Source organism: Rhodococcus sp. NFXS4 (assembly GCF_058139645.1).
In genome coordinates this window covers 373,543-389,462 of sequence record NZ_CP192221.1, presented here as the reverse complement: position 1 = coordinate 389,462, position 15,920 = coordinate 373,543, and the positions used below count along the sequence as shown (strand labels likewise).

The 15,920-nt window shown below is 70.9% G+C and carries 11 protein-coding genes and 1 pseudogene; 7 read left to right on the top strand and 5 right to left on the bottom strand.

Features of this window, described 5'->3' with window-relative positions; all coding sequences use genetic code 11:
* The first annotated feature begins 51 nt into the window (after positions 1-51).
* Together J4E04_RS01830 and J4E04_RS01825 are read left to right on the top strand one after the other, a co-directional pair.
* Positions 52-213: a DUF2613 domain-containing protein gene (locus J4E04_RS01830; RefSeq protein ID WP_231476388.1), complete on the top strand. Its 162-nt coding sequence runs from the start codon at positions 52-54 to the stop codon at positions 211-213.
* Positions 210-4,517, top strand: coding sequence for an alpha-(1->3)-arabinofuranosyltransferase (locus J4E04_RS01825; protein ID WP_490150600.1), 4,308 nt, complete (start codon positions 210-212; stop codon positions 4,515-4,517). Before J4E04_RS01830 ends, J4E04_RS01825 begins: the two co-directional genes overlap by 4 nt.
* A 17-nt stretch (positions 4,518-4,534) precedes the next feature.
* Here the strand turns inward: J4E04_RS01825 and J4E04_RS01820 are convergent.
* Positions 4,535-5,653, bottom strand: a pseudogene (locus J4E04_RS01820) (acyltransferase family protein); the annotation flags it as partial.
* Between the two features lie 116 nt (positions 5,654-5,769).
* Here J4E04_RS01820 and pgfA point away from each other — a divergent pair.
* Positions 5,770-6,897 carry a cell envelope lipid trafficking protein PgfA gene (gene pgfA, locus J4E04_RS01815; protein ID WP_056441268.1) on the top strand — a complete coding sequence of 376 codons (1,128 nt, stop codon included), beginning with the start codon at positions 5,770-5,772 and terminating at the stop codon, positions 6,895-6,897.
* Positions 6,898-6,914: 17 nt separating this feature from the next.
* Here pgfA and J4E04_RS01810 read toward each other — a convergent pair whose 3' ends face one another.
* The 3 genes from J4E04_RS01810 to J4E04_RS01800 are packed head-to-tail and all read right to left on the bottom strand — an operon-like array spanning position 6,915 to position 10,131.
* Positions 6,915-7,892 carry an alcohol dehydrogenase catalytic domain-containing protein gene (locus J4E04_RS01810; protein WP_490149777.1) on the bottom strand — a complete coding sequence of 326 codons (978 nt, stop codon included), beginning with the start codon at positions 7,890-7,892 and terminating at the stop codon, positions 6,915-6,917.
* A gap of 50 nt (positions 7,893-7,942) precedes the next feature.
* On the bottom strand, positions 7,943-8,905 hold the full coding sequence (locus J4E04_RS01805) for a fumarylacetoacetate hydrolase family protein (RefSeq protein ID WP_490149776.1): 963 nt from the start codon (positions 8,903-8,905) through the stop codon (positions 7,943-7,945).
* Positions 8,902-10,131, bottom strand: a complete 1,230-nt coding sequence (locus J4E04_RS01800; protein ID WP_490149775.1) for a polysaccharide biosynthesis protein — start codon at positions 10,129-10,131, stop codon at positions 8,902-8,904. The genes J4E04_RS01805 and J4E04_RS01800 overlap by 4 nt, the downstream gene beginning before the upstream one ends.
* Before the next feature lie 6 nt (positions 10,132-10,137).
* Between J4E04_RS01800 and J4E04_RS01795 the strand changes: the two genes are divergently transcribed.
* A complete protein-coding gene (locus J4E04_RS01795) occupies positions 10,138-11,859 on the top strand; it encodes an MmpA family trehalose lipid delivery protein (RefSeq protein ID WP_490149774.1) in 1,722 nt (573 codons plus the stop codon).
* A 70-nt stretch (positions 11,860-11,929) separates the two neighbouring features.
* Here J4E04_RS01795 and J4E04_RS01790 read toward each other — a convergent pair whose 3' ends face one another.
* On the bottom strand, positions 11,930-13,141 hold the full coding sequence (locus J4E04_RS01790; protein WP_222646338.1) for a glycosyltransferase family 4 protein: 1,212 nt from the start codon (positions 13,139-13,141) through the stop codon (positions 11,930-11,932).
* A gap of 123 nt (positions 13,142-13,264) precedes the next feature.
* Here J4E04_RS01790 and J4E04_RS01785 point away from each other — a divergent pair, with 123 nt between their 5' ends.
* From J4E04_RS01785 to J4E04_RS01775, 3 genes are read left to right on the top strand one after another with little or no spacing between them, the layout of a single operon-like run.
* Positions 13,265-14,083: a class I SAM-dependent methyltransferase gene (locus J4E04_RS01785; RefSeq protein WP_027506181.1), complete on the top strand. Its 819-nt coding sequence runs from the start codon at positions 13,265-13,267 to the stop codon at positions 14,081-14,083.
* Positions 14,084-14,138: 55 nt separating this feature from the next.
* Positions 14,139-14,948: a class I SAM-dependent methyltransferase gene (locus J4E04_RS01780; RefSeq protein WP_490149773.1), complete on the top strand. Its 810-nt coding sequence runs from the start codon at positions 14,139-14,141 to the stop codon at positions 14,946-14,948.
* A gap of 10 nt (positions 14,949-14,958) precedes the next feature.
* Positions 14,959-15,879, top strand: coding sequence for an ROK family protein (locus tag J4E04_RS01775; RefSeq protein WP_222632181.1), 921 nt, complete (start codon positions 14,959-14,961; stop codon positions 15,877-15,879).
* The last annotated feature ends 41 nt before the right edge of the window (positions 15,880-15,920 follow it).

The following is a 15,920-nucleotide window of genomic DNA, read 5'->3' as shown; positions in this document are numbered from 1 at the left end:
GTCGAGGTGAACGGGCAGGCCGGAGGCCAGTCGAAGTGATAGGTTCTGCTCGTGAAATCCGCAGCGATCAGTGCCGTCATCGGCGTCGTGCTGGGAGTGGCCGTGGTGTTCGGCGCCACTGCCGCCGCCTCGTCCGACACCCGCCCCGAGGTCGATCGTTCCGGTAACGCCGAGTCCTCCCTCCTCAACCAGGTCGAGTACGGCAGCCGCTGACGTCCGATGCTCCCGTCACCGCGCCCGTAGGGGCCCGGTGGCGTTTCTTCTCCGCGGTCGGTGCGCTGATCCTGGCGTTCCTGCAGGCTCCCGGCCTGACCGTCGCCGACACCAAGTACGACCTGACGCAGAACCCGCTGGGGTTCCTCTCGCGTGCGTCCCATCTGTGGACGTCCGACGCCACCTTCGGCCAGGTACAGAACCAGGCGTACGGCTACTTCTTCCCGCACGGGTCGTTCTTCGCCCTCGGTGACGTGCTGGGGCTGCCCGGGTGGGTGACGCAGCGTCTGTGGTGGGCGGTGCTGATCTTTCTCGGGTTCTGGGGTGTCCTGCGGTTGTGCGAGGCCCTCGGGGTCGGGAGCCGCGGGTCGCGGGTGGTGGGTGCGCTCGCGTTCGTCCTCGCTCCGCGGGTGATCACCACCCTGGGGTCGATCAGTTCCGAGTCACTGCCGATGATGCTGGCGCCATGGGTACTGATCCCCCTGGTCCGCGTCTTCTCCGGCCGCTCCGTGAGCATTCCGCGCGCCGCCGCGTGTTCGGCGCTGGCCGTCGCGGCGATGGGTGCCGTGAACGCCGTGGCGACGGCGGCAGCCACCCTCGTGGCGGTCGTGTGGTGGCTCGCGCACAGGCCGGACGCCCGGTGGCGCCGGTTCTCGCTGTGGTGGATCGGGTGTCTCGTCGCCGCGACGACGTGGTGGCTGGTTCCCCTCTTCATCCTGCGCGGCGTCAGTCCACCGTTCCTCGACTACATCGAGTCGGCCGGCACGACGACGCAGTGGGCCTCGCTGGTGGAGGTCCTGCGCGGCACGAGCAGCTGGACACCGTTCGTCTCGCCGGAACGCATCGCCGGCGCTGTGGTGGTGACACAACCCGCCGCGGTGATCGCCTCTGCCGTCGTGGCCGCGGCGGGAATGGCCGGGCTCTGCATGCGGTCGATGCCGGCACGCGGTCGGCTGACCCTGGTGCTGCTGATCGGGCTCGTGGGCATGACCGCCGGGTACGTCGGCGGACTGGCCTCCCCCGTCTCCGAGCAGGTGCGACTGTTCCTCGACACCTCCGGTGCGCCGCTGCGCAACATCCACAAGCTGGAACCGGTGATCCGACTGCCGTTGGCGCTGGGCCTCGCACAGTTGCTGGCGCAGGTGCCGCTGCCGGGTTCGGTGCCGTCGCCTCGCTGGCGTCGCGCGGCGTCGCACCCGGAACGGGAGCCCCTCGTCGCTTTCGCCGCACTCGTCCTGGTGGCACTCACCGTCTCGACCTCGCTGGCCTGGACCGGGCGGCTCGCGCCGCGGGGCGCGTACGAGGCCGTTCCGGCCGAATGGTCCGACGCGGCGGGCTGGTTGGCCGACCACGCGGGCACCGGAGCCGAGGAGTCCCGCGCGCTCGTCGTTCCCGGTGCGCCCCTGGCCGCTCAGCTGTGGGGGCTGACGCGGGACGAACCGTTGCAGGCGTTGGCGGCCTCGCCGTGGGCCGTCCGTGACGCGGTCCCGTTGGTGCCGCCCGGCGCGATCCGCGCCCTCGACTCGGTGCAGCGGCTTCTCGCGGACGGCAGACCGTCCGACGGGCTCGCCGACACGCTGGCATCGATGAACGTCCGTTACCTCGTGATGCGCAACGATCTCGACCCCGAGACGTCGCGTTCGACCCGGACCTCGCTGGCGCACCAGAGCATCGAGAACTCGCCCGGGCTCGAGCGGGTCGCGACCTTCGGCGACGACATCGGGCCCGGACGGGTGGACGGCATCGTCGCCGACTCCGACCTGCGCCCCACCTATCCCGCGATCGAGATCTTCGAGGCGACTCCCGGCACCCTCGCCGGCCCGTACACGGTGGTGGCCGACGACGTGCCCCGAGTGCAGGGCGGGCCCGAGGTCCTCGCTCGCCTGAACGAGCACCGCGAGCGCGGCGGCCTGGACCCGACTCCGGCGGGACCGGTACTTCTCGACGGCGACGCCCGGGCCGCCGGGCTCACGGTCGACGACGTCCTGGTGACGGACACCCCGACGAACCGCGAGGTGGACTTCGGCTCCGTCGACGATCACAGCAGCGCCCTGCGCACACCCGACGATCCTCGCCGCACACTCAATCTCGTGCCCGACTATCCGGTCGACGGTGCGCCGCTGGTCGAGGGCGCGTGGTCCGGTGCCCGGGTGTCCGTCTCCTCCTCGGCATCGGACGCCACCCAGTTCGGCGGCGCCTCGCCCGGCAACGGTCCGGCGGCGGCCGTCGACGGCGACGCCGCGACGAGTTGGGTGAGCAACGGCCTCGAGAGCTCGGTCGGTCAGTGGATCCAGCTCGACCTCGATCGCCCGGTGCAGTCCGGCCTGCTCGACTTCCGCACCAGCCCCGGCGCTCTGGGGTCACCGGTGAAATGGGTCGAGATCGAGACGGACAACGGGACCGCAGCCGCACGCATCACCGAACCGGGCGATCCGGTGACCGTCTCACTGCCCGCCGGCACGACGACGCGGATCCGGGTGACAGCCACCGAGACCGAGAACGGTTCGGTCGGAGCACAGTTCGGCGTCAGCGACCTCCGCCTCACCGATTACACGGATCCCGATGCGCCGACACCGGTGGTCGTCCGGCACCTCACGGAGATGCCGGCTCCGGCCGACGGCGTCACGGTGACGGGATGGAATCTGGCACAGGAGCTTCCGGGCCGGACAGGCTGCGTCGACACGCCCGATCGGGTGCGCTGCGCGGGTGGCGTGGCCGTCGAACCCGAGGAACTCGACAGTTTCCAGCGCACGCTCTCGGTTCCCAGTGGCACGGCGGTGACTCCCGAACTCTGGCTGCGCTCGCGTCAGTCGTCCGCGCTGGAGGATCTCCTGCAGGACGCCACACGTCCGCGGGCTCGGGGTGCGGCCGAGGTCACCGACGTCCGGGGGTCGACCTTCGCCCTCACGGACGGCGACGACCGCACGTCCTGGACCGCGAGTCAGGACTCGATCGAGGGCCGGGCCGGAACGTATCCCACCGTCACTCTCGAACTGCCGCAACCGGTTTCGGTCGGCGGGCTCGACATCGCCCAGAGCCTCGGCGCACTGCCGTCTCATCCGACCAGGATCGCCGTGAACCTCGGGACCGGCCCCCAGGTCCGCGACGTCGACGCGGACGGCGACACCAGAGTGTCCCTCGAACCGGCGGTGACCGACCGGATCACCGTCTCGCTGCTGGAATGGGACGACGTACTCGACCGCACGGCACTGGGATTCGACCAGGTACGGCCTCCCGGTCTGGCCGAGATCACGGTGCTCTCCGAATCCGGTACCGCGTCCGCGGGGGCGGCGTTCGATCCCGACCGCCCGATCGTGACGTCGTGCGCGACCGGCCCCACCCTGACCATCGCGGATCAGCTCGTCCGCACCGCCGTCTCGACGACGGCCGGGGCGTTGGCCACCGGCGCACCGATCCGTGCGTCTCTCTGCGAGGGCGATGTCCCCGTGGCGGCGAACGTCTCCAATCCTGTTCCGCTGCCGTCGGGTTCGCAGTCCGTGTCGGTGGACCCGGGCGACGCCTTCGTCGTCGACAGCGTCGTGCTGCGCACGGCACCGCTCGCTGCGTTCCCCCACACCGGCCCCACCCCCGTGGCGGTCACCGCGGACGAGTGGACCGCCGACACCCGCCGCGTCGTCGTGGCCGGGTCCTCGACTCAGCGCATTCTCGTGGTGCCCGAGAGCACCAACCCGGGATGGGTGGCCACGCGCCCGGACGGAGAGGTGCTCGCCCCGGTGATCGTGAACGGGTGGCAGCAAGGGTGGATTCTCCCCGCCGGCCTCTCGGGCGAGGTGACCCTGACGTTCCCCGCCGACACCTGGTACCGCACGGCGATCGTCGCGGGCCTGGCGCTTCTCGCGGCTCTGGCCGTGATGACGATGCGGCGCCGCCCGTCGGACCCCGCGACGGCACCGACACCCACCTGGCAACCCGCCCTCGTCGGCCACGCGGGGCTGTTCGCCGCCGTGTGGGTCATCGGTGGGCTCGCCGCACTCGGCTGGCTGGCGGTTCTCACCGTCGCGGTCGCCGCCGTCGACCATCGCTGGGGAGCCCGTGTCCGCGGTCGTGTGCTCGTCGCGATCGCGGGGCTCGGACTCAGTGTCGCCGGGGCGATGCTGTCGACCGGACCCTGGCGTGATCCCGACGGCTACGTCGGCCACTCGGCCGTCATTCAGCTCGCAGCGCTGGCATCCGTCGGCGCCGTGGCGCTCGCGGCGCTTCCCTCGTTCGCCCGGATCCGGTCGGCCCTGCGCGCTTCCCGTCGACGCAGTGCGACACGGACCGGCTCCTCCACCAGCGCGTAGCTCGCCGCGGCGACCGGCAGCGTCAACACGACCGTGGCACCGGCGACGAGGAGGAACTGCCCGCCGAACGGGGACACCCCCAGCACAGGGAACACCACGGCCAGCACCGCGAGGTGCCAGATGAAGATGCCGTAGGACCACCGGCCGATCATCAGCGCGAACGGACCCGACAGCCACCGGGTACGGACTCCCGTTCCGACGGCCAGGGGCGCGATGAGACAGAACGCGACGACGGCGCCCAAGGCCACCTTGACCGCGAACTGCCATGCCGCCGGCGTCGTGAGGTCCTGCGCGCCCGCGATCGGTGTCGACGACGCCGCGAAGGCCACCGCCGCGATGCCGGTGAGCAACCATCGTCGGCTCGCGATCCGGACGACCAGCGGGACAGCGGGCAGGTCGGAGACCGGTCGGGACCGAGCGGGCAGGTCGGAGTCTGATCGGGTCTCGCGTATCGCCAGCTCGGCAGCAGCCTCGGCCACCACCATCCCGGCCGCGAACCACGCCAGGTAGCCGGGCAGCCAGTTCTCGATGTTCACGCCGTCCGCGGTGGAGATCGGGAGAAAGGTCCACCCGAGCGACAGGGCGGACACCCCGACCAGCACCGGCGTGCGCAGACGGGCTCGAGGTCCGCGGAGCGCGGCCATGGCGACCCCGATGAACGGGAGCAGCAGATAGAACGCCACCTCGACCGACAGCGACCACATCTGGGTCATGCCCTGCGTCAACGTCAACGGGACGAACACCTGCACGAGGGTCAGGTTGGCGATCCACACCCGGACGCCACCACCCGCACCCGGCAGCAGGGCCAGCACGACGACGACCACGAGCCAGTACGCGGGCAGGATGCGTGCCGCGCGGTGCACCAGATAGGTACGGACGGACGGCCTCGGCCGCGAGCCGCGCGCGGCGGCCGCGTGGGGTCGCCACAGCAGGAACCCCGAGAGCGCGAAGAACACGGCCACCGCGAGATCGAGACGGCCGAGCAGCGGGCCCACGAGGGGTGTGCCCGTCGATCCCGTCTGGAACGCGACGTGGGTCAGCAGCACGCCGACGGCCGCGAGACCGCGCATCCCCTCGAGCGCGGGCACGAATCCGCCGATGCGCGGATCGACGCGGGCCTTCTCTGCAGTGGTCATCGTCAGGAGAGTCTGCCGCATCGCACCCGAACTCGGAGCGGCCCAATACGTTAGTGTTCGACCCATCACGGCCGGTATGCACTGACAAGTGCACATGCACAAAGGGGACCTCCAGTATGGCGAACAGATCCACACCGACGCGTGTGATCCCGCCGATCCTCATCGGGCTCGGAGCTTTCTTCCTGGTCATCGCGATCCTGATCCCGCTGTACACGGTCGGGCGCCTCGAGAAGACGCCGCTGGACCTCGAGATCACCAGCGTGTCCACCGGCACCGGGTCGGTGCTCGATTCGCGTTCGCTCACAGCGGGTTCCGCCGTCGTGGATCAGAACGTCCCCCTGATCTCCCAGCGCTTCGTCACCACGGAGGAGCCGTCGAACTCCGACGTCATCACCGTGCAGGCCGGCTCGTCGCTGCGACGCACCGATCGACAGGGTGACACCGGTCTGCTCACCGCGACCGTCGACCGCGTGAGCCTGGACCGCGTGTCCTCCATGCCGGTCGACCCGGTCGGATCCATCCAGAGCCAGGCCGACAAGCCGGCCGAGGAAGTGCCGCACACCGGACTGCAGTACAAGTTCCCGTTCGACTCGCAGAAGCAGACCTACCCCTTCTTCGACACCGTGGCCCGCGAGAGCTACGACATGACCTTCGTCGAGGAGACGCAGATCGAGGGCGTCACGGTCTACCACTACACGCAGACCATCCCCGCGGTGGACCTGTCCGCCGTCGTCCCCTCGCCGGCCAACAAGCTCGCTCTCCCCGCGAGCACGTGGGGCGTCGACGGCGGCGCCACGCCGATCACGATGACGCGGTACTACGAGAACACCCGGGACATCTACGTCGAGCCCGTCACCGGCGTCATCGTCAAGGGCCAGGAGGACGTGCACCAGTACTACGCACGCCGCGCCGGAACTCCCGAGGTGGACGTCGTCAAGGCCGTCATCGGCTTCGACGACAACACCGTCACCTACCAGCTCGGTCGCGCACAGGACGGCAAGGACCAGATCGCCCTGATCGGCCGCACCGTGCCGATCGTCGCCGGCGTTCTGGGCGTCATCCTCCTGGCAGTCGGCATCGTGCTGCTCCTGCGCGGCGGCCGCACCACCCGCGGAACACGTCCGGTGGCCGACGGACCCACGACCGGACCTCGTACCTCCGGCGCCGGTTCACCCGCACCGGACCACGACTGGACGACGGACCGTACCGAGGAGATTCCCCGCACGAACCTCCGCAAGGACTGACGCCTCCGGCCTTCCCGTCAGGGAAGTAGCAGCGTCACTCCTGCAGACTCACCGAGGGCGTCCAGCGCGAGCTGGGCGTCCTCGAGTCGTCTGCGGCCTCCGATCATCGATTCCACGGCGGCGTGCGGGAGAGTGCGCAACAGTTCGGGGTACTCGTGGGCGGCCATCCCGTGGCTGCCGAGCACGTCGATCTCCCGCGCGATCACCACGTCCATCGACACGTGCCCGCCGCACGGAAGCAACCCGATCTGCACGTGCCGACCGCGCCGTCGCAGACCCCGGATCGCCTCGTCCGCCAACCCGACATGCCCGGAGCACTCCAGCGCGACGTGCATGTCGTCGACCGGCGTCTGCACCGTCCGAGCTGCTCCCAGTCGGCGTGCCAGGTCCAGCGCCGAGGTGGAGCGATCCACTGCCGTCACCTCCGCGCCGGCCCCGGACGCGATGATCACCGCGGACAGGCCGAGCCCACCGCACCCGTAGACGGCGACGCACTCGCCTGCCACCACGCGGGCGCGGCGATGAACCGCCCGCCATGCGGTCGCGTATCGGCATCCCAGAGTGGCAGCCACGTCGAACGACACCTCGTCCGGCAACGCGATCAGGTTGGTCGAGGCATACCGGACGGCGACGAACTCGGCGTACGACCCGTCGTGGGTGAACCCGGGCTGTTCCTGACGGGGACACACCTGGTGGTCGCCGGCAGCGCACGTCGGACACGACCCACACGCACACACGAAGGGGGTGGTGACGCGACGACCGATCCAGTCGCGGTCGACGTCCGCACCCACGGCGACGACCGTTCCCGCGAACTCGTGGCCCGGAACGAACGGCAGTCGCACGTCCCCGTCGTGTCCCTGCCAGGCATGCCAGTCACTCCGGCACACCCCGGTGGCGGCCACCCGGATCACCGCACCGTCGGGAGCCGCGTCGGGACGGTCGATCTCCCGCACGGTTCCCGGTCGGCCGAACTCCTCGATCACCAGTGCACGCATGCACCGACACTACTGTCGAACGACCGGCCTCCGGCCTGCCCGCTACCCAGCTAGGCAGGCTCCGCCACCGTGTTGGTCACCGACCCGATGCGCTCGACCTCGAGGCGCACCACGTCCCCCGGCCTCACCCAGCGGTCGAGTTCCATTCCGCATCCCGACGGCAGGGTCCCCGACGTCAGCAGCTCGCCGGGGCCGATGCTCTCGGACCTGCTGGCGTAGGCGAGTCCGTCCACCAGCGACCACCGGCCGCCTCGTGTCGACGTCTCCGACCACACCTCGCCGTTGACGGTGACGGTGCCGCGCAGATCGGTCAGGTGCGGCAGGACCTCGTCCGCGGTGACCACCTCGGCACTCATGGAACTACCGAACGTCTTGGTCTTCACGACGGGTCCGAAGGGACCGTTGCGCTGCTCGTCCCACTGCACGTCGCGCGCGCTGAAGTCGTTGAACACCACGAAGCCGCCGATCGCCGCTTCCGCTTCGGCCGTCGAGGCGCTGACGACGGGCCGGACCACCAGGGCGCCGAACTCGAGTTCGAAGTCCAACAGCTCGGTGTACGCGGGCCACGACATGGGGTCGCCGTCGCCGACGACGGAGAGGTGATTGCCCGTGTAGTAGATCGGGTGCTCGACTGCCGCGGCGCCCGGCCGTAGAGGCGGGAACGGCTTCCGCGCGATCGCCTGGAACGCCTTCGCCAGTGGCACGACGGCGGGCAGGTTGCGCCGCACCATCTGCTCGGCCGCCTGGTGCCAGTGCTGGTCCCACCCCGCGAAGCAGCGAAGCGATCGCGGCTCGAACGGCAGGGAGGCGAAGGACGTCGACGCAGTGGCGGTCCCGGCGGTGGCGGCCCGGTCCACGAGATCGCGCGCCACGTCGCGAGCACGCTCACCGGCACCGAGGAACTCGACGATTCCGCTCGGAAGTTCCTCTCCACCGGCAGCTCTCAGATCGACCCACGTTCCCGTGGTCTCGTGCAGCACGTCGATCCCCGTCATGCCCCTACGCAGCCTCACGGACCCACCCCCCGGATTCGGTCATCCACCGATCCAAGCACACGGACACGCCCGAGCGCGCTGGTCGAGACCACAACAGATGCCACCGCAGCACATGCCGCGGCCACGACGACGAGCTCGGTCGCGCTGTCGACGATCGTGAGCACGAGGACGGCCTCGACCAGCAGCACGGTCCACGCCGCCAGCGCCGAGCGCGTGTCGCCGCGGGCCACGGCCGCCAGGAGACCGCACTGCACCACGGCCAACAGCGCGCCCTGCGCGGCGAACAGCCACAGCAGGTACTGCACCGGCGCGTAGTCCGCGCCCATCACCAGCGGAACGACCGGCCCGACGATCGCGGCACCCACCACCACGACGGATCCGACGCCGAGCAGCACCAGCAGGGCGGTGCGGACCGCCGACGCCGACCGACGCGGATCCGCCATCCTCGGGTACAGCACCACGCCGACCGACTGCGGGAGCCAGAAGGCGGCCTTCGCGGCGACGGCGCCGAGCGCGTAGACACCCGCGGCCTCCGGGTCGAGGACGCGTCGGGCGAGCAGGAGGTCGACCGAGGACAACGCGACGATCACGAGTTGGACCTGCGATGCGGCGAGCACGTCACGCCAGGTCCCGGCCGCGGCGGGCCGGTCGTGCTCGTCCGTCTGCAGGGCGCGGTCGACGACGATGCGCGCGGCCAGCGCCATGACCGCGGTCCCCACCGCACCGGCCACCAGGGCTGGTCCCACACCTCCGCCCAGCACCAGGGCGGTCACGGCGGGCACCACCTTCGCAAGGCCGCTCGCCGCGAGCACACCGCCGAGGGCACCGAAGCGCGAATCTCCCTGCAACAGGCCCTGTTCCGTGGCCAGCAGCACGAGGAACGGCGCCGTCACGACAGCCGCCGCCGTGGTCACGACGTCGGTGTGGAGCAGAGCCGCCACGACGGGAGTCGCGACGACGGCGAGACCGGCGACGACCACGGCGTACAGGTGTCCGAGCCTGCGGGAGGCAGCCACCGAACGACCGCGCACCCGGTCACGCGCCACGACGGTCTGCAACGCCAGCGCCGGCACCGCGAGTACCAGCTGGGCGGCGAGCAGCGACGCGAAGACCCCGTAGCCCTGCGGCCCGAGCACACGCCCGGCCGGGAGGTGCAGCAGATACGAGGCGATGTTCGCCGCCATCGACCCCGCCGTCACGATGCTCACCCCGGCCACCACGGTGGAGGTGCGCGCAGGGATCATGCCCTCATGATCGCAGGGTCGAGCAGGACAGCCGGGGCGTGGTCCCTCGCCTGGTCCGTCGTGCTCACCGGTGTCGTCCTCGGCCCGCTCCTGCGTGTGCTGCTTCCGGGTGGCGGCCACCTACTGCTGCGTGACGCGGTGTCGACGCCCCGGTCGTATCTCACCGACTCGGCCCTGGGCCTGTCCGACTCGGCAGCTCGGGCGGTTCCCCAGGACGCCGTCGTCGCGGTCGCCACCACGGTCGTCGACGGCGGTGTACTGGTCGTCGGACTGCTCTCTCTCGCTCTGATCGCCGCCGGGTGGGGCGCCGCGCAGATGACGGCGCGAGTGCTCGGCGGCGCCTCGACCGGCCCTCGTCTGGTGGCCGCCACGGTGGCCGTGTGGAACCCCTATGTGGCCGAACGTCTGCTGCAGGGGCACTGGAGCCTGCTCGTCGGCTACGCGGCTCTCCCCTGGACGGTCGTCGCGACCATGACGCTCCGCGACCGCGGTGACCTGCGGTCCGCTGCGCCCCTCGTGCTGTGTCTCGGCATCGCCGGGCTGACCCCGACAGGCGTGCTGCTCTGCGCCGTTCTCGCCGTGGTGGTCCTGGCCGCACCGGGAGGGGCACGCCGCGTACGGCGGCTCGTCGTCGTGGCTGTCACCACGGTGATCGTGTCGCTGCCCTGGCTGGTGGCCACCGCCGTGTCCGGGGCCGGTACCGGCGCCGATCCGGCGGGTGTCGCGGCCTTCGCGGCGCGGGCCGAGCCCGGACTCGGGACGATCGGAGCGCTCGCCGGTCTGGGCGGCATCTGGAACGCCGACGCGGTTCCCGGCAGCCGAACCAGCCTGTTCGCCGTCGTCGGCACCGCGGTGCTGCTCGGCCTGGCCGCCGCCGGACTCCCTCGTCTGCGCCGGACCGCATCGCCCGTGGTCGCGGCGCTCCTGCTCACCGGCGCCGTGTCCGTGGTGCTCGTCGCCCTCGCCGCCACCCCGATCGGGCTCGACGTCGGCCGATGGGCCGCCGAGTCGGTACCCGGTGCCGGGCTGTTCCGGGACGGTCAGAAATGGGTCGCCCTGTGGATGCCGGCACTCGCCCTGAGTGCAGGCTCCGCGGTCGATCGACCCGGTCGCAGCGGGACACGTCCCCGGCTCGCAGCCGTGTCCGCCGTCGCCGCGCTGCTCGTCGTCCTGCCCGATCTGGCATGGGGGGTGCACGGCGCGCTGCGTCCGGTCGACTACCCCGCCGGGTGGTCCTCGGTGATCGACGGTGTCGGACCGTCCGACGCTCTCGTGGCCGTCCTGCCGACAGGTACCTTCCGCCGGTTCGACTGGTCGGGCGAGGCACCGGTCCTCGATCCCGCTCCGAGGCTGCTGGACGCCGACGTGCTCGGCACCGGAGATCTCCCGGTGGGCGGGACGGTCGTCCGGGGAGAGAACACCGTCGCGGGGCGAGTCGAAGGCCTGCTCCTGGCCGGTGCCCCGGCGAGCGACCTCGCCGCACTCGGAGTCGGGTGGATCCTGGTCGAGAGGTCGGCGGGCGAGAGCGGGAACTCCGCACGCACCCTCGCGGGCCTGGAACCCGTGTACGCGGACGCCGATCTCACGCTGTACTCACTCGCTGATCCGGCACCTCGTCCACGCTCGGATCGTCTACCGGCGATCGTCGCTCATCTGCTGTGGGCGGCCGCCGTCCTGATCGCGGCGTTCGTCGCCGTCACGAGAGCGCGTCGCACCCGGACTCGCTGATTCCGGACCGGCCGGCCTCCGGCCTACCCGCGACCACCTACCGACCGGCCTCCGGCCTTCCCGCGACCACCTACCGACCGGCCTCCGGCCTACCCGCGACCAGCCCGGACACCGCTCGGCCGTGTACTCGCTCGCGCAGCACCGACTCCACCGCTCGCGCGCACCACGTCCACGAGAACTCCCGGGTCCGCAGCCGCGCCTTCTCCCCGAGCTGCCGACGGAGATCGCCGTCGTCCAGCAGGGTGCGCACCGCGTCGGTCAGTTCGTCGACGTCGGAGTCGCGGCTGAGCCACTCGTCGCCCACCAGGACGCCGGTGACGCCGTCCACCACGGAATCGGTCAGCCCCCGAGAATGCCGGTAGCCGACGGTGGGGACACCGTGCTGAGCTGCCTCGACGACGGCGAGTCCCCACCCCTCCTTCCGGGACGGGAGCACGTGGATCCACGACTGCGACAGGATCTCGTGCTTGCGGGTCTCGGACACGTGACCGTGGAAGGCCACGGCGTCGGCCACGCCACGCGCGCGGGCGTGGTCGCGCAGGTTGTCGTCCCACCACCCACCGCCGATGACGTCGAGGCGCAGGGCGGGCGTCGCATCGCGCAGCGCGGCGACGACGTCGATCGCGTCCTCGATCTGCTTGTGCGGGACGAGCCGGGACAGGACGGCCAGCGTCGGGGCGTCCGCACGCGTGTCCGGATAGCCCACCGTGACGGAACCGGGAATGTCGTCGACACCGTTGCGGACGACGGCCACCCTCTCGCGGTCCACGCCGAGGGCGATCAGCTCGTCCGCCGAGGGAAGCGACACCGTCAGGTACTGCGAGCGTCGATGGACCCGCGGCGACAGCCTGGACTCGATCCACCATCCCAGCCGCGCCATGACCGCACCGGCCACCGGCCATTGTTCGCGGTGACAATGGTGGACCAGCACGGTGACGGGAGCCGCCGTCACGAGTCGTGCGAAGAAGGGGATGCCGTTCTGTGTGTCGATCACCGCGTCGGGCTTCAGTCCCGCCAGGGGACCGAATCCGAGCCGCCCGGCGAGGAGCGCTCCGAGTGCTCGCGGATAGACCGTCAGGCGCCCGCCGCCGCGGCTGACGCGCATACCGTCGATCGTGTCCGACGCTGGTGCGCCGGGGTAACCGGCCGTGCGCAGCGTGACCTTGATGCCTCGCGACGCCAGCCCTGCACCCACGTGCTCGAGGTAGCGCTCGCTGCCACCGCCCTGTGGATGGCCGCTGTCACGCCAACAGAGCAGCAGCACCTCACGTAACTCCGTCATCTGCTGTCACCCCCGTGGCAGTCTTTCATTCGTTCGAACGACACAGAATGGCTGTTTCGGCCCCGAAAAACCGGTAAGTTTCCTTTTAGGGTCGGGAAAACCCACTGCAGTGAGGCTCATGTCATGACGTCCGGGTTGATCGATGGCAACACTCTCGACGGCGTATCTTCCACCACTCTGTACACGCTCCACAATCGAGCCGCCTTCGCCGACGGCCCCGACAAGGTCATCGACGACCCGATGGCGCTGCGCGTCCGCGACGCCATCGAGTACGACTGGTCCAAGTTCGGAACCCCCGTGGCCGCCGCGGCGTTGCGCGCCCGCACCTTCGACTCCGCGGTGAGTGCGTACCTCGCCTCGCGGCCCCACGCCTCCGTCGTCGCGCTGGGCGAGGGACTGCAGACGGCGTACTGGCGACTCGGGCGGCCGGACACCACGTGGTACTCCGTGGACCTCGAACCGGTCATGGAGCTTCGTGCCCGCGTCCTGCCGCGCGAGGACCGGATCGTTCCCGTCGCGGCCTCCGCGTTCGATTTGACCTGGGCCGACGGCATCGACCCCGAGCCGGGCGTCTTCGTCTCCGCAGAGGGACTGCTGATGTACTTCGACGAACCCACCGCGATGGATCTGATCACCAGGTGCGCCGAGCTCTTCCCCGGTGGCGGCATGATCTTCGACTCCATTCCCGAGTGGTTGTCTCGCAAGACCGTCGCAGGGGTCAAGCTGACCGAGCACTACACGATGCCGGCCATGCCCTTCAGTATGACGTCGAGCCGTGGGCGTTCGCTCGCCGACGAGATCCCGGGCGTCGCCTCGGCGACCGATGTCCTGTTCCCTGCACACAAGGGCGCGTGGAAGTTCAACTCCATGCCGCTGGTGGCCGACAGCCCGCTCTTCCGCAACCGACGCACCTCCGTCACTGTGCTGCGCTTCGCCCCCTGACCCGCGGGCCGTGAGCCCCGCGAGCCAGGTCGACCGGGCGCTACAGTCTCCACTCGTGCCCACGTCTCCCGTCACCGCCGGACTCGCTCGACGGGCCACCCTTCGACGGTCACTCTCGCTCGTGTCGGACTTCCGGTTCGAGCAGTCCGATCCCGCGCGCTTCTACGGGGCGCTGGCTCGCGACACAGCGATGCTGATCGACGACCTGTGGACCGGGGCCACCGGAACGACTCTCGACGGACTGACGGTGCTCGACGTCGGCGGCGGACCCGGCTACTTCGCCGACGCCTTCGCGGACGCGGGTGCCCACTACGTCTCCGTGGAACCGGACGCCTCGGAGATGCACGCCGCGGGGCTCGACGCCCGCGGGTCCGTCCGAGGATCCGGTACCGCGCTGCCCGTCCGCTCGGACAGCGTCGACATCTGCCTCTCCTCCAACGTCGCGGAGCATGTCCGCCACCCGTGGATCATGGCCGAGGAGATGCTGCGCGTGACGCGGCCCGGCGGACTGGTGGTGTTGTCCTACACCATGTGGTGGGGCCCGTTCGGCGGGCACGAGACCGGACCGTGGCACGTGTTCGGCGGCGAGCGCGCCGCTCGCCGCTACGCGCGCGTGCACGGCGCCGAACCGAAGAACCGTTTCGGAGAGTCGCTGTTCCCGATCCGCGCCTCGCACGGATTGCGCTGGGCTGCAGAGACTTCGGGCGGCGAACTCCTCGCGGCCTTCCCGCGGTACCACCCCCGCTGGGCGTGGTGGTGTGTCCGCGTCCCCGGATTTCGCGAGCTGGCGGTGAGCAACCTCGTGGTCGTGCTCCGCGCGCACTCCGCCGCCGACCGCGGACTCGGGACCACGCTCGCCCGTTAGGGTGGCGTGAATGACGACGACCGAGAGAACATCGCTCGCACTCGACATCGGTGGCACCAAGTTCACCGCCGCGGTGGTGGGTGCCGACGGACGACCGCAGGACCCCGTCGTCGTTCCGACCCCCACCGAGAACGTCTGGGCGGCGTGCGAGGAGCTTCTCCTCTCGGTGGTGTCCGCGGCAGGGGTCGAGTTCCAGGACATCGGGGCCGTCGGTATCGCCTCGGCCGGGCCCGTCGACACCGTTGCCGGCACCGTGGCGCCGATCAACATCGCGGAGTGGTACGAGGGCTTCGGGCTCGTGGAGGCCGTCCGCGGCGTGGTTCCGAACGCCACCGTGACCCTGGCACTCGACGGTGCGTGCGCGGCCCTGGCCGAGCATCGTTTCGGGGCCGCCCGCCACGTGCAGAACGTGCTGGGCATGGTGGTGTCGACCGGCATCGGCGGCGGCCTGGTCCTGGGCGGCGAGATCGTTCGCGGCCACAGCGGCAACGCCGGGCACGTGGGACACATCGTCGTCCCCGGATCCATCGAACCCTGCACCTGCGGCGGGGTCGGCTGTGTCGAGACGGTCGCCAGCGGCCCGAACGCGGTCCGTTGGGCCCGCGAGAACGGCTGGGATGGTGCCACCGGCATCGACCTCGCCGAGTCGGCCCGCGCCGCCGACCCGGTGGCGGTCGCCGCCCTCCAGCGGGCCGGCGTGGCGCTGGGACAGGCGATCGCGTCCGCCGCGGCGCTGCTCGACATCGAGACGGCCGTCCTCGGCGGTGGCTTCAGCGCGGCCGGCCCGGCGCTGTGGAACCCCATCCGCGAGACCGTCGCGTTGCACGCCCGGCTCGGCTTCCTCGAGTCGTTCACGGTGGTCCCCGCTGCCCTCGGGGCCGTCGGGACTCTCACAGGAGCGGCCGCACTGGTCACCCCGAGACAGCACTGACGCCCGCCCCCGTGATCGGGAGCGGGCGTCAGTGGTGGTGG